We start from the raw sequence: 24,744 nt of genomic DNA, 5'->3' as shown, positions 1-24,744 counted from the left end.
CGTCCAAACGTAAATAGGGGAGAGGCAAGGGGGAGAGCCTTGCCTCTTTCTGTTATGGCATCAGGTAGTTAGGCAACCAGGTTGCCAGGGAAGGAATATAACTAACCATCAGCAGAACCAGCAGGTTGGAGAATAGGAAGGGCAAGATCGCCCTAACAATTTTAGAGAGCGGCAACTTGGCAATGCCACCACAAACGAACAGGCATACACCAACAGGTGGTGTTGTCAGTCCGAGCATCAGATTGAGAACCGCGAATGTCGCAAAGTGCAAAGGTTCGACGCCAACACTGGTCGCCAACTGCAACAGCGGAACGAACAGAATGATCAGCGCGGCGATTGTTTCCATGAACATGCCAACAAACAGCAGCAGCAAGTTGATGAGCAGGATCACGGCATATTTGTTGGTCGTAAACCCGAGCACAGCATCCGCGATCATTTGTGGAATGCGTTCTGAAACCAGGATCCAGCCAAACACGTTTGCAAAGCCAACAAGGGCCAGAATGGCGGCGGATGAGATGGCGCTGTCAATGACGATGCGCGGCACATCCCGCAACCGCAATTTGCGGTAGACAAAGGCACCAACCAACAGAGCATAGACACTGGCGATTACGGCGGTCTCCGTTGGCGTTACCAGCCCGGAGAGCAAGCCACCAACGATCAGGGCTGTCATGGCCAGTGCCCAGGACGCGCTGAGGAAGGACCTGAACAGTTCGCGGAAGCCTTCCCATTTCTGTTTCGGGAAGCCCTTTTTGATCGCGATGATGTAACAGGTGATCATCATACCAATGCCCAGAAGGACACCGGGAACAGCGCCCGCAAGGAACATCTTGCCAACGGAAATACCGGTGAGAGACCCAACAATGATCATGGGCAGGCTCGGGGGATCATTGGTCCAACGGTGGAAGAGGCAGCGGTTACAGCGGCAGAAAAGTCACCTGGATACCCGGCTTTTTTCATGCCCGGGATCATCATGCCGCCAATTGAGGCCGCATCGGCGACAGCGGTTCCGGAGATGCCGCCAAACAGCATGGACCCGGCAATGTTGGTTAGGCCCAGTCCGCCACGCATCCAACCAACGCCAGCATTTGCAAAGCGGATAATGCGCTCGGTGATGCCGCCATTGTTCATCAGGTTACCGGCAAGGATAAACCCGGGAATACACAGCAGTGTGAAGACATCCATGCCCGCATACATCTTCTGCGGCATGGAAACCAGCGGGATTCCCATGAACATGAGATAGGAGAGGGAGGACAGCCCCAGCGTTATTGCGACTGGGATGCCAATGGCAAGGCCGATGAGGAAGACCCCGAGAAGAATAGCAAGTTCCATTATTCCGATTCCTCGCCAATTTGGTCTTCGGGACCATTAAAGTCCCGGATTCCCTCAAATATTTTAAGCAGGGCAAATAGGAGGATTGATCCAAGGAAGATGATTGTGCTGGCATGAATGAAGTCCATACGCCAACTCAGGGCAGGGGATGTTTGCCATTTACCGATGGCTGTAAAGCGCCATGCCGGGATCATAAGCGTTGCGCACAAAGCTGCGGTGGCGACTGAGGCAAAAATCAAAAACGCGCGACGGATCTTCGTAGGGAAGTAGTTGATGAGGATGTCAACATTTACGAGATCGCCTGTTCGCAAGGAAAGTCCAACTCCACATGCTGCCAGATAAAGCAGGGCAAAGCGGGTCAGTTCTTCAGTCCAGACTGGGGAGTCGTTGAATACGTTTCTGCCCAGAACCTGAACGAGAACCGCATATATCAAAACTGCAAAGGCCAGTCCCGTCGCTATCCGAAAGAACCTGACAAGGGTGGAGGAAAACATGGTGACATCCTTCTCACTGGACCGGATGGGTGAAGGCCGGATGATGTCGTGAGTGAATACAATGAGAGCGCCGACTGTAAAGTCGGCGCTCCGTTTGGCTTATTTGCTGAAGAGAGCTTCAACAATTGGGCGAATTTCTTCAGAAACGTTAGCAAGAACAGCGGTTTTTGCTTTCTTAGAGAAGGCGGCTTTATCTACTTCAACAAAGGTCATGCCTTTTTCTTTAAGCTCAGCTTCCAGCTCGCTCTGCATTGCGTCAAAGTTGGAGCGGTACCATTTTTCAGCAAACTTGCCGGCTGCAACGATTGCTTCTTGGTCAGCAGCAGACAGGTCGCTGTATGTCAGCTCGGACATTGCAATGTAGATCCAGCTGTTTACATGCTCTGTCTTGTTTACGTATTTCTGAACTTCATTAAAAGACGCGGATTTGATGAGTGCAAGTGGGTTTTCCTGCGCATCAATAGTGCCGTTCTGCAAAGACGTGAATACTTCTGAGAACGCCATTGGGGTTGGCTGTGCGCCCAAGGATTTCCATACGTCCACGAACAGAGGAACGTTAGGAACGCGCATTTTCAGGCCGTTCAGATCATCAGGTGATTTGATTGGACGGTTTGTTGTCAGGTTACGTGGACCACGAACCATGATTGCCAGTGGACGGACACGAGCACGTTCAATAATCTGTGCTTCGATTGCCTTACCAATTTCGCTGTTAGCAACCTCTGTCATGTGATCCAGAGATTTGTATGCGTATGGAACTGCAAGCAGAGCAGCTTTTGGTGCCCAGTTCTGCAAGGATTCGCCGGTAATCGCAAAATCTACGGTGCCGAGCTGCATGCCATTGATGAGATCGATTTCTTTACCCAATGATTCATTTGGGAAGATCTGAACTTCAATGCGACCATCGGTGCGTGCTGCAACTTCTTCAGCAAATTTGATGGAAGTTTTGTGCCAGAGGTTGGCTTCGTTTGCCAGGTGACCAAGCTTCAGCGTCACATCAGCTGCGCTAGCGCTGCCTGCTGCAAGTCCGATAGCGGTAAGGCCAACAGCGGCTGACATGAGTAGAGATTTGACAGAAAACATAGAAGCTCCCAACGTTTTTCTATGATCTTGCTGTGTGATTTAGCAAGATGACAAGACCGTTAAACGTGGTTTTCTCAGAAAATATTGTAACTATTACAGATATACAAAGAAGTGTTTCGGATATCCAAATAGTACCAATGCCCGTCGATTAAGTAGTTATATGTAAGGGCGTAAATGTTGCTGTCCTTACATGCTATTAATACTCAGCAGCAATCAAACTTGGCTGTTATTTCCCATTTTAAACGCAAGATTACTTTGAGAGTACAGTGGTATTTCGTTAATATATCTAGCAGGGTTTTAGTCCTGAGAAATTGGGAGATTCACCTATGTTTATAACTACCATTCTAGTCGACATAGTAAATATCCCCAAACCCACTCCCGGCTGGTGGAAGGCCATAAATGCGCTACGGCACCACAACCCACCGGTCCATTTTTAATGGACGCCAAACTGCTCGTGCTTGAGTGCCGCGATGATGCCATTCATCTCAGCAAGGCCCTTCATACGGCCAATTGTTGGATATCCCGGCTGGGTGGCGCGTCCGATATCATCGAGAATATCAAGGCCGTGATCCGGGCGGAATGGAAGCTCCCAATCTGACTGACCAGCATCCCGGCGACGGTTTTCCTCACGAAGAACAGATGCGATGAGCGCAACCAGATCCGTGTTGCCTATGAGGTGCTCGGATTCGTAGAAATTACCCAGCCGAACTATTCCGTCAGTGGACTGTGGCTGCTCACTCACCACATTGCGGATGTGCAGGAAGTGCACCTTGTGGCCCAGGCGGTCCATCATGCCGGGCAAGTCATTATCCAGGCGAACACCCAAAGACCCGGTGCACAAGGAAATGCCATTTGAAGGGCTATCAACCGCGTCCAGCAGAATTTTGAACTGTGCCTCGGTTGAAGAAATGCGCGGCAATCCTAGCAACGGGAAGGGTGGATCGTCTGGATGACAGCCCATTTTGATGCCAAGACGTTCAGCAACCGGGATAATCTCACTGAGGAAGTCGACGAAGTTGGAACGCAGCTTGTCTTCGTCAATATCTTTGTAAAGCGCCAGAGCATCCAGAACGTGGGATATTTCCTGTTTTTTGGCACCGGGCAGGCCGCACATGATGCTGGACGCGAGCTTCTCCTTCATCAGGTCATCCATGCCAGCAAAACGCTTTGCAGCTTCTTCGCGCACGTCAGCGGTGTAGTCTTGCTTTGCGCCATTGCGGTTAAGAAGGTGCAGGTCATAGGCCGCAAAATCATGGATATCAAAACGCATGCACGTTGCGCCGTTAGGCAAGCGGTAATGCAGATCGGTGCGGGTCCAATCCAGAATCGGCATAAAGTTGTAGCAAACCGTCTTGATGCCTGCGGCTGCTAGGTTCTCAAGGCTCTGCTTGTAGTTGGTAATATGCTCCCGCCAGTTTCCTGATTGTTGTTTGATATCCTCAGAAATTGGCAGGCTTTCAATAATCTCCCATTCCATTCCGGTCGGCGTGCCATCAGGTAGGAAGCGAACCTCATTCTGGCGTTTGGCAATTTCTTCTGGGCTAACCAGAACACCGTCTGGAATATGGTGCAATGCACTGACAATTCCTTTGGCATCTACATGCAAAATGTCGCCCATAGTGCAGAGGTCGCGGGGACCGAACCATCTCCAGGATGCTCTCATTACTCTTCTTTCTTCAAGGTGGGTCTCGGCATAATCAGATGTTAGAAACCCAAAAAATTGATAAGTTCTCAGGTTGTTAATCAACTAGTATGGTAGTACCTTGTCAACATGAGTACAAAACCGAAGCTTGGACAACTGGAAAGTACATTCGCCGCACAGGAAGACGGAACTATTGCCGTGCGCGTTTATAACACCATGAAGAAATGCATCATTCAGTTGATGTTGATGCCCGGCAGTTCTATTTCTGAAGCCGACGTATCCAAGACGCTTGGAGTTTCACGGCAACCCGTACGCGAGGCCTTCATAAAACTGGCGGATGTTGGACTGGTTGAGATCCGTCCGCAACGCGGAACGTTCGTGGTTATGATTTCACGGCGCGATGTTAAAAACGCCCAGTTCATGCGCGAAGCACTGGAAGTGGCAATGGTGCGCAAAGCCGCCACTGCTGACGACAAGGATACACTTGTTGCAGAGTTGGATCGGATTATTGAGCGTCAGGAATTGGCGTCAAAGCAGAAAGACAACAAGGAATTTCTGCGACTGGATGAAGCTTTTCATAGCGCCATAGCTGCTGGTGTGGATTGCGCCCTGGGATGGCGTCTGGTCTCTGATATGAAAATCCAATTGGACCGGGTGCGCTTTTTGAGTCTTAACGATGCGACGCCGGTTTCCGCTCTGGTTGCTCAACACCGGGCGATTGTGAGCGCTATTGCATCAGGAGATATGCAGATCGCGCAGGAAACAATGGAAGTGCACCTGCGGGAGATCCTAAAATCGCTGCCAGCAATCGAGCGTGACAACGAAGAGCTCTTCTGCGCTTAAAAATAAAACTATCAGAAATAAAGTTGACCCAGAAAATTCGGAGAGCCGAGCTAAGCCGATTTCGACCCGGAAATTCACATCGGCGGAGACACTTATTATACGAGCAGCAGTTGAACCCTCATTGGCACCATTCTTCTGGGTACAATGAGGAGTGGTTTTACGTTTCTTGGTATTGGTGCTTACATCCAAGACATTATGAAGGGTGTTATCATAATAACAGGAGTGGTTGCGGATCAATTCCGTCAGCGCAAGCGCAGTAAAGCGTGAGCGAGGCCACAAATAAATTTAGGCAAAACCTCCCAAAGATGATGCCTAAACATAAGCAGGAGAGCCCTCGTCCGGCCTCCTGCTTTTTTATTCCGGGAAGTACTGCAAGATAGCGTCCACATGCCGGGATATGAGAGTTTCCGCTTGCGTGTTGTTACCGGTTTCCAAAGCCACGATGAGCTCAATATGTTCGGTGAACGCTCGGTTGAGGCGAGAGCTATCTTTTGACATCAGCGATAGACGGGCGCGGTCCGTGTGGCCTTTTGCTGCCAGTGCTAGTTTCCAAGCAACCGAGAGATCGGCCAGTTTGGCCAGCATCTTGTGGAACCGCTCATCGGCCTTAAAATAGGCAACGTGATCCTGCTCTTGCACGGCATCCCGCTGCTCTTTCAAAATGGGATCGAGCGGGGTGAGGTCCACCTGAGAAATGCACAGAATGCGGACAATCTCCCGCTCCAGTGCCCTGCGAATAATGATGCCATCGCGAATGAGTTTCTCACTGTGCCCTGCGACCATGGAGCCGCTGCGGGGGCGGCTGACAATAAGCTGTTCGCTGATGAGCTTTTGATAAGCGTATCGCATAGGGGTACGACTGACATTCAACGCGTGGGAAAGGACCGGTTCATTGACTTGCGTCTCGGGCGGAATGTTGGAGAGTACAATCTGCAGGCGCACTTCGCTATAGACCTGCGGACCAAGTGGTTTGGTCCGGTCAAATGTGACGGCTTTAAAGAAGTCAACAAAGTCAAAGTTCTCTGCGTTTTTTCTAGGCCTTGGCATTTTGAGTGCCTCTGTGCCTTATAAAAAGGCCTTGGTTGGTTCCGCGCTTTGAACGGGAAGGCGTCTTCCCTCGCGCGACGAAGCCACAATAGCTTCAATTAATGCATGAACCCGCAAGCCTTCGCGCGCTGTTATTCGAGGCGCACGGGCTTCCAGAATACTCAGTGCGAAATCGCGGATGAGATCCCGGTGGGCCTCACACGAAAACGCCATTGGGTCAGCGCCGCCGCCCGCGCTTGCCAGCTCTCCAAACGTTTCAGTAGATCCGTTTTGGTAGGTGAGTGTCAGCTGCCCATCTTCAAGTGTAGCGGAAGCACGCGTTCCATCCAAGGTGATGCTCTCTGATCCACCGGCAATTGTTGCTGTCGTCGCCATGATGGATCCGGCAGCACCTGAAGCGAACTTGATGCCTGCGGTCGCAAAATCCTCTGCTTCCATGGTGTGCATTACAGTTGTTGACCAAATAGATTCATCCTGCGAGCGCCATAAACTGTTGTTTGATTGGAACTCTCTGCTCGCTCAGGTGCCTATCGAGTGAGCAGCCTCTAAACCCATTCGCGATGAGAATGCAGACCCACCAATTGAGCGTAACAACATCAATGCCGGCTGCTGCAGGATCACTTCTTTTTGGGTTCTGGGTGCATTTGAAACTGAACAAAGCAACGAGCTTTGCGATAAAACCTAAGTATAGCGAATTTGTGATGCGTATAATCGACCTTATGGAACCTAATTGACAAGACCCACGAGTAAAACAAACGACCTACGCCACACTCAAGTGCATTGAAGTGATGCACGTCCATCATAAGGGCCAGGGCAATCAGATGAGGTTACATGTCGGCGTTCAGGGCGGAGTGCGTCTGGTTAAGCGCGCCTTTGGCGTGGGTAATGATGTGATTGCCGATGCTGCTGAGTATATCGAAGAACACCCAGATTTGACTGCAGCTTAGATAAAAAGACGTCCGGGAAAACAAGCCCCGAAATCAAGTTTGCAACCGGGCAATTATGCACTCATACACCCGTATGATAGCAATTTTGCTATGTGTTTTGCCTATAAATCAATTTTACATATCAATCATAAACGGCAACACTGACGTAAATTCTACATGTGTATTTATAGTTCATTTTACCTCTGAGTTTGCGCCGACCCCACTTGCCGCGACCTGTCAGATGTCTTTGATAGTAAGGAATATTCTATGACCCAGCAAAGTGATCGTACTCAGGTTGCGATTATCGGCGGCGGTCCTTCAGGTCTGTTACTTTCTCACATCCTCAGCGAAAACGGCATTGATAGCGTTGTTTTAGAACGGCAATCCAAAGCCTATGTCCTGTCTCGCATTCGCGCGGGTCTGTTAGAAGCAGGCACTGTGCAACTTCTGCGGGATTACGGTCTTGCTGAGCGTATGGATGAAAACGGCAAGAGTAAAGACGGGTCATGGATCACCCGCCAAGGGCTGGATAGCCATTTCATTGATACGCACAAATGGACTGGCAAAAGGATGATGGTGTACGGCCAGACCGAAATTACCGAGGACCTTTATGACGCCCGCGAACGTGCTGGCGGCAATATCCTCAATGAAGTGGCCGATGTTGCCCTGCATGAGGTGACCTCAGACAAACCACATGTCACCTACACCAAGGATGGACAGAGTTACCGTCTGGAGTGTGATTACATCGCCGGGTGTGACGGGTTCCACGGTGTGAGCCGCAAAACCATCCCTGCCGATATTCTACGCTGCTACGAGCGCGCTTATCCGTTCGGTTGGCTGGGCATTATGGCGGAAGTCCCACCGTTGCCGGACCTTGTTTATGCCTATCACGAACGTGGGTTTGCCTTGGCCTCTCAGCGCAACAGGCTGCTGAGCCGCTATTACATTCAGTGCCCGCTTTCTGACAGTGTTCTGGATTGGTCTGATGACCGGTTCTGGGAGGAGTTGCTGGCGCGGTTCCCTGCCGATGTTGCAGCTGAGATTGAAACCGGGCCTTCCATTGAAAAATCTATTGCCCCGCTGCGCAGTTTTGTGGCGGAGCCTATGCAATATGGTCGCCTGTTCCTTGCTGGTGATGCGGCCCACATCGTTCCGCCAACAGGCGCCAAGGGGCTTAATCTGGCAGCATCAGACGTTCATTACCTCTCCCGAGGATTGGTGGAGCAGATCAAAAGCGATAGGCCAACGCATCTTCAACGTTATTCTGAGCTTGCGCTACGCCGTGTCTGGAGTTCCGAGAACTTCTCCTGGAGAATGACGCAGATGATGCACGTCTTCCCCGATATGAACGGCTTCGATTCCAAAATCCAACACAACAGCTACGAGCTGCTGTTGCAAAACGAAGCCCATCAACGCGCCCTTGCAGAGGAATATGTTGGCCTGCCGTTCGAAGAGCTGGACGCGCTTACGTTGACGGCGGCATAGGTTACATCACATGGAGGGGCGATCCCTATCGCCCCTCCATGTGATCAAATTACCCCAAATCCAACTTAGGTGCTTTTTCCGGTATCAGTCCAGAGCGATAGCGTTGCAGGACGAATTGTAAAAACAAGCCAATCATCAACATACGCATGTAGGAGGACCGGGTCGCCCACTCTGAGGGGAGGAAGCCGGTGAGGATTTCCGTCATTGACCAGATCGCCCAAACGATCAGCGCCCCTGCAATGGCGCCTTTGTTGTTGCCACTTCCCCCGGCAATCAACATAACCCATGCAAGAAACGTGATCAGGATCGGCTCTGTTGCATCCGGGCTGAAGTACTTGAAGTAGTGCGCACTCAACGCCCCAGCCAGTGCCATAAAGATCGCGCCAATAACAAACGTTTGTGTGCGGAAGGACTGCACATCCTTGCCAATGGATGCAGCTGCATCCTCATTGTCGCGGATCGCCCGCAGCACCCTGCCCCATGGGCTTTGGTGCAGCCGGTGGGACACAAAATAGGTCAGCAACACAATCATCCAGACGAACAAAACGAAGACAATTGCCGCTGTTTGCCCTTTGAACATGCCTTCAAACGGGCGTGGAATGTTGGAAACGCCCAAGCTCCCGTTTGTCAGCCACTCCTCATTGACAATCACCAGCCGGATAATCTCCGCAATGCCAATGGTTGCCATGGCGAGATAATCGCTTTTGAGGGAAACACAAAGCCGCGCAATGCCCCAGCCAACAAGACCAGCAATGACAGCCGCAACTGCCATGCCCACAAAGATCGGCTGTTGAAACCCACCAACATGATTTGATGTGGCTGTTGAGGTGACAATCGCCGCAGAATACGCGCCAATGGCATAAAAGCCTGCAATGCCAGCATTAAACAGACCGCCAAAGCCCCATTGGATGTTGAGCGCCAGACAGATGACTGCATAAATACCAGCCATGGTGAGGAAGGAAACGAAGTAGAAAAACAGTCCTGCGAGTTCCATCAGAGCACCCTCCCTTTCAGCAAGCCTTGTGGGCGGAAGAGCAGCAGCGCGATCATGAGAACAAAGGCAATCGCACTTTTATAACTCGGCGAAATGATCTCTATATCCATAATTGGGAACGTGCAGATCTCCTCCGCAATGCCGATGATCAGCCCGCCCAACATAGCCCCCAATGGTCGCCCGATTCCGCCAAGCAAAGCGGCCGCAAACATAGGCAGCAACAGGTTCCAGCCTAAGTTGGTGTGGATGTCCGTATCCAAACCCACAAACACGCCGCCGATGGCTGCAAGGCCACCGCCGATAATCCATGTCCAGCGAACGATCTTCTCGGTATCCAGCCCGGCAATTCGCGCCAATTCTGGATCATCGGACACCGCCCGCATGGACTTGCCGGTTTTGGAGTAAGTAAGGAAGAAGTGCAGCACGATGGCTATAACCACCGTAAACGCGATGATTTGCATATGCCGCAGAGCGATGCGGAATGTGTCAAACCAGATCAGAGGTTTTTGAAACCCTGTGACATAGACCTGAGAATCTGTGCCCCACACCAGCTGAATGGTTGAACGCAAAATCAAAGCCACACCAAAGGACGCGATCACTGTGTAAATGGTGGGTAGATCTCGCAGGGGTTTGTAAAACGCCTTATCCAGAAGCAGCGCCACCAGAGCCGTGCCAACGACTGCAATTGGAATAGCGGCCAGTGCCGGAATACCGAGCGTCCAGACTGCCGTCAGCGCGATGTAAGCGCCGGTGGTCATCAAATCACCATGTGCAAAGTGCGCAAACCGTAGGATGCCGAAGATCATCGAGATCCCGACCGCGCCCAACGCATAGATACTGCCGAGGGTTATGCCCGGTATGAGATAGTAGTTGATGAAATCAATCATGCTGGCAACCCTCCCCCAAGAAATGCGTGTCGCACTTCATCATTCGCCAGAAGGTTTTTGCCCGTATCCGTATATCCGTTTTTGCCGTTGACCAGCACGTATCCCATGTCTGCAATGCGCAACGCTTGTTTTGCGTTCTGTTCCACCAGCAACACAGAGATGCCCGCATCCCGAATTTGCAGGATCAAATCAAAGATCCGCTCCAGATAAGCAGGCGACAAACCGGCGGTTGGCTCGTCCAGCAACAACAGCTTAGGATCGCTCATCATCGCCCGTCCGATGGCCACCATCTGCCGTTGACCACCCGAGAGCTGGCCCGCTGGTTGGTTGAGCTTTTCACGCAGGTCAGGAAACAGCGTCAGGATCATGTCCAATGTCGCAGCGGGATTTTTGGGGGGAGCTGCATACGTTCCCACCTGCAAGTTTTCACGCACGGTCAAATTGGCAAACACATTGCTGGTTTGCGGAACAGCCGAAATACCCATCGGTACGAGCTCAGCGGTTTTGACCCCGACAATCGAGCTACCCATAAATTCTATGGCGCCGGAAAAATATTTATTGAGCGCGAAGACGGATTTCAGCAAGGTGGACTTGCCAGCCCCGTTTGGTCCCACGATTACGACAATACCTTTCAATTCAACGCATAAATTAACGTCGCTAATGATGGGTGTTGCGCCATAGCCTGCGGTCAGGTTCTGGATGTTCAAAATTGGTTCAGGCATGGACGCCCTCATACTTGCCGCCGCCGAAATAGGCCTCGATCACACGCTCGTCACGTTTGATTTTGTCAACGGTTCCTGTTGTTAAAACAGTAGCTTGCGCCAGAACGACAACCTCGTCACACAACCGGGAAACGTAATCCAGATCATGCTCAATCAGGCAAAAGGTGTAGCCGAAATCATCATTCAACTGCTGAATCTTGTCGGCGATCTTGCCAAGCAGGCTGCGGTTCACGCCCGCGCCAATTTCGTCCAACAGGATGACTTTAGGCGTCTGCATCAGCGTGCGGCCCAACTCCAGCAGCTTCTTTTGCCCGCCGGAAAGGTTGCCCGCCAGCTCATCCTGAAGTTTCTCGATTTCCAAAAACCGTAATGTTTCCTTGGCCTTACCGTAGGCGGCCTGCTCCTGTTTCCTGAAACGAGAGGGCCGAAAGATGGCGTTCAGCACGTTTTCCCCGGTGGAGCTATCCGCCGCCACCATCAGGTTCTCCAGCACAGTCATGCGTGAGAACTCGTGCGCCAATTGGAAAGTCCGGTAAAGCCCTTTCCCCTGCCGTTTATGCGCAGGCAACGCAGTAATGTCCTCACCATCAAGCAGAACCAGCCCGCTGGTTGGTTGCAAAAGGCCCGCTATCATATTGAAAACAGTGGTCTTTCCCGCACCATTGGGCCCGATAAGCCCGGTAATTTGACCGGTTGGAATTGAAAATGTGCAGTTGTGAACCGCAGTCAATCCACCAAATCGCTTTGAAACATTCTCAAGCTGGATCATACGTATTCCCAAAATCTCATAGGCCGTACCATCACGGCATAGCCGAGCATGACCGGGCTCCTGAAAGCCCAGCCAACTCATTCAACTGTCATCAGTTTTCTTGCAGCAAAGAACTGAATTATTTGAAGATTTTGGTTTGCTTGTAGCTGTCACCCTCGACAACATACTTGCCAATGTAACCAGCTACGTCACCATTTTTATCAAACTCGTGCGTGCCAGAAACACCCTCATAGTTGATGTCTTTACCCGCTGCGATCAGCTCACGCGCTTTCGCCCATTCACCTGGGCCAACAACTTCACCCGGAGCATTTGCAACTGAGCGAAGTGCATCCTTAACCGCTGCGCGATCTGTTGACCCTGCTTGCTGAATAGCCAATGCAATCAGCATGGTAGCATCATAGGACTGATCCACGAATGGCTTGTCAGACCCGCCGCCAAACTCCTTATCAAACCGAGCATGGAACGCTTCTGCAGCTGCATTTGATCCCGGAGAACTTGGTGAGGTGAAGAAGGAACTCGCAAGAGCTTCAGCGCCGACCTGCTGAATCAGGATGTCATCACGCAATCCATCAGTGCCAATGAACTTATCGAAGAAGCCATTTTCCAAGGATTGCTTGACGATCTTGGCGCCACTACCGGCAGCATAAGCGATAACAACGAGTGCTTCTGCACCGCTGGATGCCATCGTTGCAAGCTCGCCGCGGTAGGAGTTTTTCTTGTCTTCATGCTTGGAGAATTTGGTGACGATCCCGCCCAATTTCTCATATTCAGTCTTGAATGTGTTGGCAATACCAACGCCGTAGTCGTTGTTAACGTATGTAATTGCAACCTTTTTCAAACCATCTTCCATCACAGCTTGTGCAAGCACTTTGCCCTGATAGTTATCGCTTGGAACAATGCGGTAGACGTAATCATTGTCTTCCAGATTGGTCATGCTAGGCGCGGTCGCTGTTGGTGAAACCTGCAGCACGCCATTCGGTATCGCGACTGCGTTCGCCGCAGCAATGGTCGCACCTGAGGACAACGCCCCCATGATAGCAACAACGTTCTCGATGTTGACCAGTTTACCGGCTGCATCAACGGATGGCTGTGCCGATCCCTGACTGTCCGCAACAACAAGCTTCATGGTGTGTCCGTCCAACAAACCACCGCCATTGTTCACGTCAGCTTCAGCGAGTTTTGCCCCGTTGAGAATCGGTGGAATAAAGTTGGCGAGAGGCCCTGTCACGCCCATCAGTGCCCCAACTTTAATGTCCGCAGCGCCGGCTGCCCCAGCAAATGATATACATGCTGCCGTCGTTAGCATCAAAAGTGTCTTATTCATAAATCCCTCCCATTTGTATTGCACCGGTTGGGAAGCTTTGGCCTCATTGTTTTCAGCAATTCTCTCTAAATCTAGAGATTTTCACCGCTACAAACGGAGCAATACGTAGAAACACTTGCACATACGCAAGATGCTGTCAATCACCTCTCCAAACGTGCAAGTAACCGCATAAACTGCTGTTTTCTGCATTTGCAGCGATTGAGTTTGATAGTCACGACGCATCAATGGACATATTCTCCGCAATACACGCGCCTCAATATTTCAAATATGAAATTCTCTTGCATTTATGAAATTAGTCATTCTATTGTGTGCTTCAACACGTTTGGATACGAGCAAGTAAGCAAGTTAATTGAGCGAGGCGCGGTAAATTTTGCAGGGTGAAACAAGAAACACAGCAGCAATGCCTCGAAAATCTACCAGCATGAAAATGCCGGAGAAACTTCATATTGGCGAACGCGTCAAAGCCTTCCGCAAGGCCCAGCAACTATCGCTCAGCGAGCTTTCCGCGCGCACCGGGATCTCAGAGGCAACATTATCCCGTGTGGAGAATGACCAGACGCTGATGAGTGCGGCAAACCTATATGTCTTATCGCAAGCGCTCAACGTAGATATGTCCGCGTTTTTTGACAGCACAGGCTGTCCTGCCCGCAGCGGTATTCGCAGCATCACGCGCAAGGGGCAGGGTGTTTCTTTGGAAACAGAACGCTACAGCGCACAGGTTTTATGCAACGACATCACCAATAAAAAGATGAACCCTGCCATTGATATTGTAGCTGGCCGCACACTGGAAGATGTAGATGGATTACACGCGCATCCGGGTGAAGAATTTTTGATGGTGTTGGATGGATGCTTGCATTTGCATTCAGAACACTACGCCCCACTGCTGCTTGAGGCGGAAGATTCCATCTATTTCGACAGCTCTATGAAACACGCCTACGTTTGTGCTGGCGATACTCCGGCGCGCATTCTCGTGATCGCGACGATTGATGCCACACATCTTAAAGATGAGGGTGAATAAACACCCGCTACACAATTCCGATAATCACATTTGAAATTCTGGGAGGGACATCAAATGGCACAGTTAGAAACCAAGGTAGATCACATTGCATCTGCTGAAGTCCGATTGCCAACCAACGATCTAAAGGAGGACCTGCCGTTTTTCAGCAAGGTCCTCGGCATGAAGCTCGATATGATTTTCCCAGCTGATAATCCAGCTATTGCCGTGATGTCCGGTCACGGATTACGCGTTCGGCTGGAAAAAGGGGCTCCTGAAAAGCCCGGAACTCTGCGGTTACTGTGTAAAGAACCGGCAAGTTTTGCGGGTGGGCAAACCGAGCTAACGGCACCCAATGGCACTAGAATCGAGATTGTTGATGCCTCTCCGGTTCTGGAAATGCCCAAAACCCAGCATTCCTTTATCGTCAGGCACATGATCGATAATGATCCATGGGTCATTGGCCGCGCCGGTATGCAATATCGCGACCTGATCCCGGATCGGTTGGGCGGCAGCATCATCGCCTCTCACATCCGCATTCCAGATGCCGGTCCAGTTCCGGATATGGTGCATTACCACACCGTCGGTTTTCAGCTTATTTTCTGCTATCACGGCTGGGTGCGCCTTGTTTATGAAGACCAGGGTGAGCCATTTATCCTCAAAGCGGGTGATTGCGTTATTCAACCTCCCGAGATTCGCCACCGTGTGCTGGAAAGCTCCGGTGAGTTGGAAGTGATTGAGATTGGTGTCCCTGCTGAACACGTCACCAGTATCGACCACGAGATGGACCTGCCAAACACCAGTGTTAATCCAGAACGCGAGTTTCAGGGACAAAAGTTCGTTCGCCATCAATTAGATAGTGCTACATGGCAGCCCTTCCGTCTTGAGGGATTTGAGTGCCGCGATACCGGCATCGGTACAGCAACAAAACAGGTTGCTAATGTGCAGGTGGCCCGCGTTACGACTGGTCCGACTGGTGCTGTCACCAGCCACACATCCGACATTCTGTTCTCCTTTGTGATGGAAGGCAGCGTGACCCTTGTCAACGAAGAGGGCAAAGCCCACGAGTTGAAGGCAGGTGATGCGTTTGTCATACCACCAGAGATGAAAACATCCCTGTTGAATGGTTCTGAGGATCTTGAAATTCTGGAAGTTTCTCTACCGGGAAGCTTTGAGACCAATGTTCACGAGGTTGCACCTTAGCCAGCCTCTTTGCCCCTATGCAAACCCCATGTGAAGATTGGAAACACGATGAATTATGATGATATTCTAGCGCTGGACGAAAAAGACCCGCTCAAGCACTGCAAAGATTTGTTTCAAGAACGCCCCGGTTTTGTGCACTTAGACGCGAATTCTCTCGGCTCCATGCCGAAATCAGTCCCCGCACATCTTGCACAAGTGCTTCAGCATGAATGGGCTGACGAACGCAGTGCGAGTTGGGCCGCCGCCAATTGGATGGCCCGCCCAATGCAGATTGGCGCTGCGATCAGTCGTTTGATCGGAGCCGCACCGGAAGACACACTTGCTTATGACAACACCACGCTGAACCTGTTTAAGTTGCTGACAGATGCCCTTAAGCTCAACCCCGGTCGCAATGTGGTTTTGAGCGAAAAAACCACATTTCCCACCAACCTGCATGTGGCACAAGGGCTTGAAAACGCTCATAGTGACCAGCTGATAGTTGTCTACGCGGACCCTGAAAAGGACATTCTGGACGCCATCACAGAAGACGTTGCAGTGGTCTATCTATCTCAGGTGGATTACCGCTCTGGCCGCCGTTTCAACATAGCGGAAATCAACGCCAAGGCTCGGTCTGTTGGCGCACTTACGCTTTGGGATCTCTCTCATTCTGCTGGTGCTATCCCGCTGGACATGGAAGGCACGCAAACAGATTTTGCGGTTGGGTGCGGCTATAAATACCTGTGTGGCGGCCCCGGTGGACCCGCATGGCTTTACGTCAACAAAAAGCATCAGAACAAGATCTGGCCGGAAATTTCAGGCTGGATGAGTCACGCAGATATATTCTCGTTTTCCGAGCAGTTTGAACCGGCAGAAGGCGTTCTGCGCCATATGACGGGCACTCCGCAGGTGATTGCCAACGAGATATTCTGGTGTGCGGCAGAGATCTGGAATACCGTTGAGCCAGAGCAGGTTTGGGCGAAGCATCGCTCTCTAAGCGAAACACTGGTTACGCTCATCAAAGAGCAATGTGGTGATCTGGGCGTGCAGCTTGCCTCCCCTGAAAATTACGATGAGCGCGGCGGACATGTCTGCATCCGTGTTCCGGGCGAGGGAAACAAAGTGGTTGAAGCGTTGATGGAGAAGAACATAACTTCCTCCTTCCGCTATCCAGACGCGATGAGGTTTGGCCTGTCACCGCTCTATCATTCTCATGCAGATATGTGGGAGGCCGCCCAACGACTTCGCACGGTTGTGCAAGAGCAGGCCGTGCCAGCTTAGGCGTAATTCACAAGCAAAAACAATAGCTTCAGCGCGGTCAATCACCCCTATTCGGTTGGCCGCGTTTTTTTATGTATCTGTACGATCTGCAATCTCAATGACGGCATTTGCGAAGGCGTCAGGGTTTTCCTGAGGCAGATTGTGACCAACTCCGTCAACAACACGCACTTCGTAAAAGCTGGTAAAGTTGTGATGATGTTCCTTGCTTTGCCGCGGCGGGGAGACGCCATCGCCTGCGCCAAGCAGTGCAATCGTTGGCACATTGATCTTGGGTTGAGCGGTTAACAACACTTCCAGCTTTTCAACCGCAGGATCGCCCGCGACCAAACCAAACCTGTGCCGGTAGGAATGAATAACCGTCTCAACAAAGTCGGGATTATCAAAACTCTCCGCAGTTTCCCGGAAGGTGCGCCGTGAGAAATCCCAGTTGGGAGACCACTGCTGCCACAACAGTTTGGTGAGGTCTTCCCGGTTCTCCTCCAAACCATTTTTGCCGCGCTCATTATGGAAGTAATACTGGTACCATAAAAGGTGCTCATCCCTCGGGTCAGCTGGTCGGTAAGCCGCGGGGATGTTCTGGATGTTGTAGGCGACACCGCCGCTCACCAACCCCCTCACCTTTTCCGGCCAAAGAGCTGCTGCAATACACGCGGCCCGTCCGCCCCAATCGTAACCGGCCATTATCGCTTCGGGAATTTCCAGTGCAATCATAAGAGAGCGCAAGTCAAACGCCAGAGCGGCCTGTTGACCGGAACGCGGCATTTGCGAGGAGAGATATTGCGTTGGTCCAAAGCCACGCAGATAAGGAATGATGCACCTGAAACCACGGTTTGCCAGAATGACGCAAACCTCATCATAACAATGCACATCATATGGAAAACCATGAAGCAGGAAGACAGGAACACCGGCTTTTGGACCAACATCCTTATACGCCACGTTGAGCATACCTGCTTCAATAAACTTCATCAGTGTCTCCCACGCGCTTCAATTTTCAGTCTCAGGATTACAGAGTATAACCCAGAGGTGTAGGAAGAAAGCCATCCTTCCAAATCAGACTTAAGACAATCAACCTCACTAATATTTTCTCACCCGGACGCGACTAGTTCTCACAGTAATAAAATCTAGTCATGTTCTCAGTTTGAAGCAGAGAGCGCTTCTGCAACCGCAAAAATGGGAGGAACGTTCTGTTTTGCTTGCGAGATCAGTGTAATCCTTCTCGCATTAAGGATCGTTTGGGAGCTGCCCCCATGCCTTCAATACAGCCGAAGTGGCCTGTAATCAGCCATCATCATATCCTCTGGCGCACACTAACTCCGCTTACGCAGGCGTTCACTTTGGAGGCACGTTGCATTTCTTCACGCTGTTGCGCCACACAAACTTTGCGGGCAGCTTAACCGTTTGAGTGGTTGTTTGTTGGGTCGTGCACCATTCAAGACACTTCTCAGCAATCAGATCTGTGGACTGTGCGAAGGTCGTTAGGGCATACCCTTCCCATTCTGCTTGAGGGATATTGTCAAACCCAATCACAGAGAGGTCGTCCGGTGTCAGAAGCCCGAACCGTTGACGCGCGGCATCAATTACTCCGCACGCAATCAGGTCTGTCGTACAGAACACACCGTCAGGCCGGTCCTCTCTGTCCATCAAAGAAGTACCAATCTCCAGCCCGGCTTTATAAGAGGTCACACCGGAAATCTCGCGAATAACTGGAACACCCGCTTCTTTTGCGGCATCGAGGAAGCCATGTTCTCGTTCCAAAATACTGGAGGTCGCATTGGCTGAGTTTGCAAGTGCGATCGTCTTGCAGCCTGCACGCAAAAGTGCGTTGAGAGCAGTTCTACCCGCGGCCTCATTATCCGGCCCAATCAGGAGCGCACCGGGAAAATCATCTTCGCGGTTGATGAGAGCGAGCCTCATGCCATTGCTGAAGCATGTATCCGCCAAAGATAGATCCGGTGTACCAGACAAAATAATCGCTGCTTCTGTGCGAAAACTAATCGCCTGCAGCAATGCATCCTTCACCCGCTCCTCATATCCACTGGTATTGATCAACATGGTGACCTTACCAGCAGCCTGTAGTTTTTCAGTCAGCGCTGCAATCATAGCAGATCGATAAGGTGTCTCGATCTCAGCAGCAATAAGAGCCACGATCCCACTCTCAGAGCGGTTGAGACTGCTCGCAAGCCGGTTAACCCGGTACCCTAGTATTTCTGCGGATTCCAAGATTTTTCCGCGGGTTGAAGCCGAAACACTCGCCCCAGGAGTAAACGTCCTGGAGACTGATACTCTGGATACTCCAGCGTGACGAGCAACGTCTTCTGCTGTTACCTGTGGCTTTTTCTGAGGCTGTCTGTCTGACATCAATTTACGCCGAAATTTGAACACGGTTGCACATTTCTACCAGCTAATAACATTAAACTGAATGGGCCTTTATTGGAATAAAGTTGACATTGCACTTTTTTTTGTAAGTATATTATGTACACGTGTACACAACGTGCTCTGGGAGGAGAATAAACATGAGAACGATCAAAACAGCATTATTAGGTGCGACTCTGATTGCGGCCGGCGGTGCAGCTTCAGCTGATGAACTCAGTATCATTTGTTCCGCAGACAACGCTCTTTGTGAAAAGCTGGCGATGAAGTTTGAAGAAGGCCATGGTGTTGATGTCAGCATGATCCGCCTTTCTTCTGGCGAAGCATACGCAAAAATCCGTGCAGAAGCGCGCAATCCTCAGACAGACGTATGGTGGGGTGGCACGGGCGATCCGCATCTGCAGGCTGCGAATGATCTGCTCACCGCAGAGTACAAATCACCTATGCTGGCAGAGTTGTTGCCATGGGCTGTTGCTCAGGCAGAGACCTCTGGCTTCCGCACAGTTGGCGTTTACTCCGGTGCTTTGGGTTGGGGTTACAACACAGAAATCCTCGCCAAAAAAGGCATTGCGGGCCCTAAATGTTGGGCAGACCTGCTAGATGACTCGTTAGTCGGCGAAATTTCTATCGCTGATCCGAACTCATCGGGCACCGCTTACACCGCTCTGGCAACGCTTGTTCAGCTTATGGGCGAAGACGAAGCATTTGAATACCTGTTAGCGCTTGGCAAAAACGTGACACAGTACACCAAATCCGGCAGTGCGCCTGTGAAAGCGGCAGCACGCGGCGAATCTGGTGTTGGCATCGTCTTCATGCACGATGCTGTAAAGCAGGCAGAAGCAGGCTTCCCGATTGAAGTTGTTGCTCCTTGTGAAGGGACTGGCTACGAAATTGGTTCAATGTCTTTGATCGACGGCAGCCCGAACCCAGAACCTGCCAAAGTGTTCTACGACTGGGTTTTGACCCCGGAAGCACAGAACCTGATGGCGGAAACAGGATCCTACCAGATCCCTTCCAACAAAGGGTCTACCCAACCGGAAGCAGCTCCAAAGCTCGGCGATATCAAACTCATCGACTATGACTTTGCTGAGTACGGAAGCAGTGACCGTCGCAGAAACCTGCTTGCTCGTTGGGACATGGAAGTAGGCGCAGCCGCTAACTGATTAAAATCGGGGCAGGCTTTGTTCTGCCCCGGTCTCCCTCAAATTCTGGTTTCTCCAAATGACAAATGAAAATCGTCGGCTGGACCTCGCCATAATTGGCGGCGTCCTTGGGTTGTTTATATTGCCTTGGTACCACATTCGCAGCGGCTTTTTTGCGTTTGAATGGGTTGCCGATTTCTTGACTAATGATCGCCACTGGCCCGGTTTTGTCCAGCTGCTTTCAGGCAAATGGCAATTGCTACCCGTGCTGCTGTTGCTGATATCTGCGGCTTTTCTGCGCCTTAAGAGAAAGCCGGGTGGCCGAGGAAATCGGCTTGCGCTAATCGGGGCCATCGGTTTGGTCTGGATGGTCGTTGAGGGCATGTCTATTGGCCTGCGCGGCTGGAACTGGAATTTGCTAGCAACAACCTTTGGCGCTGTCGACGGTCAGCCTGCCTTCGGTGCGGGTGCTATCTTCCTCATTCTGTCATTCGCAGGGTTTATCTCATTCGGCCTTGCCGAAAAAGGCGCCTTAAAGGGCGACGCGATTGTGCTTTCCGCAGTGACCCTGCTGATATTGCTGGTCGTTACATTCGTTTTCTATCCAATCCTGTCTATGTTCGCTGGCGCGTTTCAGGATTTTCGCGGCAACTTCACAACAGAAGGTGTGGCCCGAAATATAACCGACCCACAAATCTGGAAGCTCTCCTGTCTGGCGGGCGGTAAGTGTGGCATTGCATGGCGCACACTGTTCCTCGCAATTTGCACCGCAGCGGGCTCCACGGCACTCGGCCTCGCCTTTGCATTGATGGTAACGCGGACCCAAATGCCGTTCCGCAAGAGCCTTCGTCTTCTTAGCATTCTGCCAATCATTACCCCGCCCTTTGTGATTGGTTTAGCGCTGACGTTGATGATGGGCCGGACTGGGTTTGTGACTGAATCCATTGAAGCTGCAACAGGTTTGGAACTCGGGCGCTGGATTTATGGTCTTCCGGGTATCTGGATTGCACAGATGCTCAGCTTTACGCCAATCTCCTTCCTCGTGTTGGTGGGTGTTGTTGAAGGCATCAGCCCGTCTCTGGAAGAAGCAAGCCAGACAATGCGATCTGGTCGTTGGAGAACCTTCCGCAAAATCTCATTGCCGTTGATGGCACCGGGTCTGGCAAATGCCTTTTTGATCGGCTTCATCGAGTCCATGGCTGATTTCGGGAACCCGATGGTCTTGGGTGGAAACGGCGGCGTGCTTTCAACTGAGATTTTCTTCGCTGTTGTTGGCGCACAAAGCGATCCATCCCGCGCAGCCGTGCTTGCAACCGTCCTGTTATTCTTCACCCTTTCAGCATTCTACGCACAACGTGTCTGGCTTGGAAAACGGAACTTCGCAACTGTGACTGGCAAAGGCGATGGTGGACGCCATGCCAAACTGCCACGACGCATCGCCATCCCAGTTGGTACAGTGGTTGCGTTCTGGAGCTTGTTTACGATCTCTGTTTACGGCCTAATCTTGTTTGGTGGTTTTGTGAAAGTCTGGGGTTTGGATCACAGCGTTACATTCGACCATTACATCACTGCTTTTGCGATCTCGTTTGAAAATGGTTTCGCCTTCACAGGCGTTGCGTGGAACAGCTTCTGGACCACCATGTGGATTGCCCTTGCCGCTGCACCATTGACAGCTGCCGTCGGTATTCTCTCCGCATGGCTCATTGTTCGTCAGGACTTCCCGGGTAAATCAGCCTTTGAATTTGGCCTGATGATGAGCTTCGCAATTCCGGGCACTGTTATCGGTATCAGCTATATTCTGGCCTTCAATCTGCCACCGCTGCAGATGACCGGCACGGCTCTCATCCTAATTTTCTGCTTTGTTTTCCGTAACATGCCAGTGGGTGTACGCGGCGGTGTCGCCGCTATGTCTCAGCTTGATAAGAACCTGGATGAGGCATCTCTGACGCTTGGCGCTAACAGTGCACGGACACTTCGAAAAGTGATCCTACCGCTTCTGCGTCCTGCCATTCAGGCCGCGCTGGTGTACAGTTTCGTGCGGGCCATCACGTCCATCTCTGCGGTTATTTTCCTCGTAAGCGCAAAGTACAATATGGCGACAGCCTACGTTGTTGGTCTGGTTGAAAACGGCGAGTACGGCGTGGCAATTGCCTACAGCTCCGTACTGATCTTTGTGATGCTCAGCGTCATTGTCGGGTTCCAACTGATTGTAGGCGAACGAAAACTCCGCCGCACAGAAGCCACTCAAAAATCACCTGCTCGGGGCAAACTTAAGGAAGTCGCAGCATGACACATTCCAAATTTGGTCAAGTCCACTTCGAAAATGTCGGCAAAAACTACGGCGACTTTACAGCAATTTCAGACCTAAATCTCGAGATTGAGGCAGGTCAGCTGGTGACGCTTCTCGGCCCATCAGGATGTGGCAAAACCACAACCCTGCGCATGATTGCAGGGCTGGAAACGCCGACCTCTGGCCGCATTATGATTGGCGGCGAGGACGTAACACGCCTGCCGCCAAATGAACGTGATGTATCCATGGTGTTCCAGTCCTACGCGTTGTTTCCGCATATGACTGTGTTGGAAAACGTGAAGTACGGACTGGAGTCCAGCGGTTTCAAAGACGCCGAAGAGCTTGCTTTCAACGGCCTCGATCTGGTGGGCCTACGTGAAAAAGCGCAACGCCTACCTTCCGAGCTATCCGGCGGACAGCAACAACGCGTAGCCGTTGCTCGGGCCCTTGTTCTGGAACCGCAAGTCTTGTTGCTGGATGAGCCGCTCTCCAACCTTGATGCACGGCTTCGTCGTCTTGTCCGAACTGAAATCCGCGAAATTCAGCAACGACTTGATTTCACAGCTGTTTACGTCACTCACGATCAGGAAGAAGCACTCGCAGTGTCTGACCGTATCGTGGTTATGCGTGACGGCAAGATTGAGCAGGACGGAACACCTTTCGAGCTTTACGAAAGCCCTGCGTCCGAGTTCATCGCCGACTTTATTGGTGAGGCCAATATCCTTGATTGTGAAATCAGTAGCATTATGGATGACGCTGCTCACATTGCTATTGGCGATGCGAAGTACTCTCTGCGCAACAGAAACCACAGTGTTGGCAAAGCTAAGCTTGCTGCGCGGGCAAATTCAATCAAGCTGAGCAGAGAAAATAAAACGGGTCTAACGGGTAAAATCAAAAGTGCGGCCTACCTTGGAGATCATTTCCAGTATGAAGTCATGAGTGACCTTGGTGACCTTTTTGTAATTGATAACAACACCAATCATAAGCTTGAAAACGGAACGAATGTCGGTATCGATTTCGATATACGCGGTCTGGCACTGATCGGCGGCAAAAAATGATTGCCGATACTTGTCTAGACCAAGCAGTAGAGTTGGAAAAACGCTTCAACGCGGCGCAAAAAATTGCCGATCAAGCGGCTGAGCTTGCACTCCAACATTTCGCCAATCGCAATGCGTTAGATATCGATACAAAGCGGCATCCTCAGGATGTTGTTTCTGAAGCGGATAAGGCCGTTGAGCAGAAAATCTGCAGCCTGATTTCCGAGAGTTTTCCTGAGGATGCACAACTCGGGGAAGAATTCGGATATGTTGAAGGCTTAACCGGTTACACGTGGGTGATTGACCCAATTGACGGAACCGCGCCGTTCTTGAACGGCCTTCCCGGTTGGTGTGTTTGTATCGCGGTTACAGATAAAGACGGCCCTGCAATTGGCATTATCGACGTGCCAGTACTGGGTGAACGCTTTGCCGCAATGCGCGGAAAAGGCACAACACTCAACGGGTTACCGGTTCGCGTGACCGATCGGTTTAATCTGCAAACCGGCATGTTGGGTGTTGGCGCAAATGACCGTGTTACACCAAAACAAATCGGCAAGATGTTTGAAGACCTGATGTCAGCAGGCGTGAGCTACACGCGTTATGGCTCTGGTGCTCTGATGTTGGCGTGGGTCGCCGCAGGTCGCTTGGTGGGTTACGTCGAACCGCTCATGTCCGCTTGGGACTGCATGGCGGCGTATTGCCTGATTGAAGAAGCTGGCGGGAAAGTACTCCCCTTTCCTACCACGGAAAACCCAAGTGCCCCGTATCCAGTTTTAGGCGCGGCACCGCAGGTCTACGACGAAGTTATGAAGATTACTCAGATAACCCAGTTCGCAGAACAAGCTTGAATTCGATCTAGCTGACTAAATACAAAAACAGGCACTCATCAGATCTGATAAGCGCCTGTTT

Annotated in this window: 22 protein-coding genes and 2 pseudogenes; 11 read left to right on the top strand and 13 right to left on the bottom strand. The window is 51.3% G+C overall.

Annotated features, from left to right (window positions below; all coding sequences use genetic code 11):
* Positions 1–52: 52 nt before the first annotated feature.
* The 4 genes and pseudogenes from BLS62_RS02535 to uxuA all read right to left on the bottom strand — a co-directional run bounded on the left by BLS62_RS02535 (position 53) and on the right by uxuA (position 4,566).
* A pseudogene (locus tag BLS62_RS02535) lies at positions 53–1,329 on the bottom strand (TRAP transporter large permease).
* On the bottom strand, positions 1,329–1,823 hold the full coding sequence (locus tag BLS62_RS02530) for a TRAP transporter small permease (protein WP_093176526.1): 495 nt from the start codon (positions 1,821–1,823) through the stop codon (positions 1,329–1,331). Before BLS62_RS02530 ends, BLS62_RS02535 begins: the two are co-directional and overlap by 1 nt.
* Before the next feature lie 99 nt (positions 1,824–1,922).
* Complete coding sequence (locus tag BLS62_RS02525) at positions 1,923–2,903, bottom strand: TRAP transporter substrate-binding protein (RefSeq protein ID WP_244283452.1); 981 nt, start codon at positions 2,901–2,903, stop codon at positions 1,923–1,925.
* 433 nt (positions 2,904–3,336) lie between these two features.
* The gene (gene uxuA / locus BLS62_RS02520; RefSeq protein ID WP_093176523.1) at positions 3,337–4,566 is read right to left on the bottom strand and encodes a mannonate dehydratase; all 1,230 of its coding nucleotides are present in this window, start codon (positions 4,564–4,566) and stop codon (positions 3,337–3,339) included.
* Between the two features lie 108 nt (positions 4,567–4,674).
* Between uxuA and BLS62_RS02515 the strand changes: the two genes are divergently transcribed.
* A complete protein-coding gene (locus tag BLS62_RS02515; protein WP_093176520.1) occupies positions 4,675–5,388 on the top strand; it encodes a GntR family transcriptional regulator in 714 nt (237 codons plus the stop codon).
* A 108-nt stretch (positions 5,389–5,496) separates the two neighbouring features.
* Positions 5,497–5,655: pseudogene (locus BLS62_RS32000) on the top strand (ABC transporter permease); the annotation flags it as partial.
* 87 nt (positions 5,656–5,742) lie between these two features.
* On the opposite strand, the gene BLS62_RS02510 reads toward BLS62_RS32000, so the two are convergent.
* Both BLS62_RS02510 and BLS62_RS02505 read right to left on the bottom strand, forming a co-directional pair.
* The gene (locus tag BLS62_RS02510) at positions 5,743–6,435 is read right to left on the bottom strand and encodes a GntR family transcriptional regulator (RefSeq protein ID WP_093176517.1); all 693 of its coding nucleotides are present in this window, start codon (positions 6,433–6,435) and stop codon (positions 5,743–5,745) included.
* 18 nt (positions 6,436–6,453) lie between these two features.
* Positions 6,454–6,882: a Gfo/Idh/MocA family oxidoreductase gene (locus BLS62_RS02505; protein WP_093176515.1), complete on the bottom strand. Its 429-nt coding sequence runs from the start codon at positions 6,880–6,882 to the stop codon at positions 6,454–6,456.
* 374 nt (positions 6,883–7,256) lie between these two features.
* Between BLS62_RS02505 and BLS62_RS32510 the strand changes: the two genes are divergently transcribed.
* Positions 7,257–7,382: a hypothetical protein gene (locus tag BLS62_RS32510; protein WP_280141815.1), complete on the top strand. Its 126-nt coding sequence runs from the start codon at positions 7,257–7,259 to the stop codon at positions 7,380–7,382.
* A gap of 246 nt (positions 7,383–7,628) precedes the next feature.
* A complete protein-coding gene (pobA, locus tag BLS62_RS02500) occupies positions 7,629–8,846 on the top strand; it encodes a 4-hydroxybenzoate 3-monooxygenase (RefSeq protein WP_093176512.1) in 1,218 nt (405 codons plus the stop codon).
* Between the two features lie 49 nt (positions 8,847–8,895).
* Here pobA and BLS62_RS02495 read toward each other — a convergent pair whose 3' ends face one another.
* The 5 genes from BLS62_RS02495 to BLS62_RS02475 are packed head-to-tail and all read right to left on the bottom strand — an operon-like array spanning position 8,896 to position 13,542.
* Positions 8,896–9,840, bottom strand: a complete 945-nt coding sequence (locus BLS62_RS02495) for a branched-chain amino acid ABC transporter permease (protein ID WP_200798440.1) — start codon at positions 9,838–9,840, stop codon at positions 8,896–8,898.
* On the bottom strand, positions 9,840–10,727 hold the full coding sequence (locus BLS62_RS02490; protein ID WP_093176509.1) for a branched-chain amino acid ABC transporter permease: 888 nt from the start codon (positions 10,725–10,727) through the stop codon (positions 9,840–9,842). The genes BLS62_RS02495 and BLS62_RS02490 overlap by 1 nt, the downstream gene beginning before the upstream one ends.
* A complete protein-coding gene (locus BLS62_RS02485; protein ID WP_093176506.1) occupies positions 10,724–11,449 on the bottom strand; it encodes an ABC transporter ATP-binding protein in 726 nt (241 codons plus the stop codon). Before BLS62_RS02485 ends, BLS62_RS02490 begins: the two co-directional genes overlap by 4 nt.
* Positions 11,442–12,299, bottom strand: a complete 858-nt coding sequence (locus BLS62_RS02480; protein WP_348271856.1) for an ABC transporter ATP-binding protein — start codon at positions 12,297–12,299, stop codon at positions 11,442–11,444. Before BLS62_RS02480 ends, BLS62_RS02485 begins: the two co-directional genes overlap by 8 nt.
* A 37-nt stretch (positions 12,300–12,336) precedes the next feature.
* Positions 12,337–13,542 (bottom strand): ABC transporter substrate-binding protein, encoded by a 1,206-nt coding sequence (locus tag BLS62_RS02475; protein WP_200798439.1) that lies wholly within the window; start codon positions 13,540–13,542, stop codon positions 12,337–12,339.
* A 400-nt stretch (positions 13,543–13,942) separates the two neighbouring features.
* On the opposite strand from BLS62_RS02475, the gene BLS62_RS02470 reads away from it, so the two are divergent.
* The 3 genes from BLS62_RS02470 to BLS62_RS02460 are packed head-to-tail and all read left to right on the top strand — an operon-like array spanning position 13,943 to position 16,996.
* Positions 13,943–14,560: a helix-turn-helix domain-containing protein gene (locus BLS62_RS02470; protein ID WP_093176500.1), complete on the top strand. Its 618-nt coding sequence runs from the start codon at positions 13,943–13,945 to the stop codon at positions 14,558–14,560.
* 54 nt (positions 14,561–14,614) lie between these two features.
* Entirely contained in the window at positions 14,615–15,739 is a 1,125-nt protein-coding gene (locus BLS62_RS02465; protein WP_093176497.1) for a cupin domain-containing protein, read from the top strand.
* A gap of 48 nt (positions 15,740–15,787) precedes the next feature.
* The gene (locus tag BLS62_RS02460) at positions 15,788–16,996 is read left to right on the top strand and encodes an aminotransferase class V-fold PLP-dependent enzyme (RefSeq protein ID WP_093176494.1); all 1,209 of its coding nucleotides are present in this window, start codon (positions 15,788–15,790) and stop codon (positions 16,994–16,996) included.
* Between the two features lie 69 nt (positions 16,997–17,065).
* Here the strand turns inward: BLS62_RS02460 and BLS62_RS02455 are convergent, their stop codons facing one another.
* Positions 17,066–17,962, bottom strand: a complete 897-nt coding sequence (locus BLS62_RS02455; RefSeq protein WP_093176491.1) for an alpha/beta fold hydrolase — start codon at positions 17,960–17,962, stop codon at positions 17,066–17,068.
* Positions 17,963–18,325: 363 nt separating this feature from the next.
* On the bottom strand, positions 18,326–19,354 hold the full coding sequence (locus tag BLS62_RS02450; protein WP_093176488.1) for a LacI family DNA-binding transcriptional regulator: 1,029 nt from the start codon (positions 19,352–19,354) through the stop codon (positions 18,326–18,328).
* A 155-nt stretch (positions 19,355–19,509) separates the two neighbouring features.
* Between BLS62_RS02450 and BLS62_RS02445 the strand changes: the two genes are divergently transcribed.
* From BLS62_RS02445 to BLS62_RS02430, 4 genes are read left to right on the top strand one after another with little or no spacing between them, the layout of a single operon-like run.
* Positions 19,510–20,529, top strand: a complete 1,020-nt coding sequence (locus BLS62_RS02445; protein WP_093176485.1) for an ABC transporter substrate-binding protein — start codon at positions 19,510–19,512, stop codon at positions 20,527–20,529.
* Positions 20,530–20,587: 58 nt separating this feature from the next.
* The gene (locus BLS62_RS02440; RefSeq protein WP_200798438.1) at positions 20,588–22,798 is read left to right on the top strand and encodes an ABC transporter permease; all 2,211 of its coding nucleotides are present in this window, start codon (positions 20,588–20,590) and stop codon (positions 22,796–22,798) included.
* Positions 22,795–23,856 (top strand): ABC transporter ATP-binding protein, encoded by a 1,062-nt coding sequence (locus BLS62_RS02435; RefSeq protein ID WP_093176482.1) that lies wholly within the window; start codon positions 22,795–22,797, stop codon positions 23,854–23,856. The genes BLS62_RS02440 and BLS62_RS02435 overlap by 4 nt, the downstream gene beginning before the upstream one ends.
* The gene (locus tag BLS62_RS02430; RefSeq protein WP_093176480.1) at positions 23,853–24,683 is read left to right on the top strand and encodes an inositol monophosphatase family protein; all 831 of its coding nucleotides are present in this window, start codon (positions 23,853–23,855) and stop codon (positions 24,681–24,683) included. Before BLS62_RS02435 ends, BLS62_RS02430 begins: the two co-directional genes overlap by 4 nt.
* The last annotated feature ends 61 nt before the right edge of the window (positions 24,684–24,744 follow it).

The sequence above is a fragment of the Pseudovibrio sp. Tun.PSC04-5.I4 genome (assembly GCF_900104145.1).
GTDB lineage: Bacteria > Pseudomonadota > Alphaproteobacteria > Rhizobiales > Stappiaceae > Pseudovibrio.
Note: the sequence above shows the minus strand (reverse complement) of the source record. Positions and strands in the feature narration are given on the sequence as shown.

Excerpts from the sequence above, each read along its gene's own strand:
- pobA (WP_093176512.1), top strand. The coding sequence starts at position 7,629 with ATGACCCAGCAAAGTGATCGTACTCAGGTTGCGATTATCGGCGGCGGT.
- BLS62_RS02470 (WP_093176500.1), top strand. The coding sequence starts at position 13,943 with ATGCCTCGAAAATCTACCAGCATGAAAATGCCGGAGAAACTTCATATT.
- BLS62_RS02435 (WP_093176482.1), top strand. The coding sequence starts at position 22,795 with ATGACACATTCCAAATTTGGTCAAGTCCACTTCGAAAATGTCGGCAAA.
- BLS62_RS02510 (WP_093176517.1), bottom strand. The coding sequence starts at position 6,435 with ATGCCAAGGCCTAGAAAAAACGCAGAGAACTTTGACTTTGTTGACTTC.
- BLS62_RS02440 (WP_200798438.1), top strand. The coding sequence starts at position 20,588 with ATGACAAATGAAAATCGTCGGCTGGACCTCGCCATAATTGGCGGCGTC.
- BLS62_RS02475 (WP_200798439.1), bottom strand. The coding sequence starts at position 13,542 with ATGAATAAGACACTTTTGATGCTAACGACGGCAGCATGTATATCATTT.
- BLS62_RS02495 (WP_200798440.1), bottom strand. The coding sequence starts at position 9,840 with ATGGAACTCGCAGGACTGTTTTTCTACTTCGTTTCCTTCCTCACCATG.
- BLS62_RS02460 (WP_093176494.1), top strand. The coding sequence starts at position 15,788 with ATGAATTATGATGATATTCTAGCGCTGGACGAAAAAGACCCGCTCAAG.
- BLS62_RS02465 (WP_093176497.1), top strand. The coding sequence starts at position 14,615 with ATGGCACAGTTAGAAACCAAGGTAGATCACATTGCATCTGCTGAAGTC.
- BLS62_RS02480 (WP_348271856.1), bottom strand. The coding sequence starts at position 12,299 with ATGAGTTGGCTGGGCTTTCAGGAGCCCGGTCATGCTCGGCTATGCCGT.
- BLS62_RS32510 (WP_280141815.1), top strand. The coding sequence starts at position 7,257 with ATGAGGTTACATGTCGGCGTTCAGGGCGGAGTGCGTCTGGTTAAGCGC.
- BLS62_RS02445 (WP_093176485.1), top strand. The coding sequence starts at position 19,510 with ATGAGAACGATCAAAACAGCATTATTAGGTGCGACTCTGATTGCGGCC.
- BLS62_RS02530 (WP_093176526.1), bottom strand. The coding sequence starts at position 1,823 with ATGTTTTCCTCCACCCTTGTCAGGTTCTTTCGGATAGCGACGGGACTG.
- BLS62_RS02490 (WP_093176509.1), bottom strand. The coding sequence starts at position 10,727 with ATGATTGATTTCATCAACTACTATCTCATACCGGGCATAACCCTCGGC.
- BLS62_RS02515 (WP_093176520.1), top strand. The coding sequence starts at position 4,675 with ATGAGTACAAAACCGAAGCTTGGACAACTGGAAAGTACATTCGCCGCA.
- BLS62_RS02485 (WP_093176506.1), bottom strand. The coding sequence starts at position 11,449 with ATGCCTGAACCAATTTTGAACATCCAGAACCTGACCGCAGGCTATGGC.
- BLS62_RS02505 (WP_093176515.1), bottom strand. The coding sequence starts at position 6,882 with ATGCACACCATGGAAGCAGAGGATTTTGCGACCGCAGGCATCAAGTTC.
- BLS62_RS02430 (WP_093176480.1), top strand. The coding sequence starts at position 23,853 with ATGATTGCCGATACTTGTCTAGACCAAGCAGTAGAGTTGGAAAAACGC.
- uxuA (WP_093176523.1), bottom strand. The coding sequence starts at position 4,566 with ATGAGAGCATCCTGGAGATGGTTCGGTCCCCGCGACCTCTGCACTATG.
- BLS62_RS02525 (WP_244283452.1), bottom strand. The coding sequence starts at position 2,903 with ATGTTTTCTGTCAAATCTCTACTCATGTCAGCCGCTGTTGGCCTTACC.
- BLS62_RS02455 (WP_093176491.1), bottom strand. The coding sequence starts at position 17,962 with ATGAAGTTTATTGAAGCAGGTATGCTCAACGTGGCGTATAAGGATGTT.
- BLS62_RS02450 (WP_093176488.1), bottom strand. The coding sequence starts at position 19,354 with ATGTCAGACAGACAGCCTCAGAAAAAGCCACAGGTAACAGCAGAAGAC.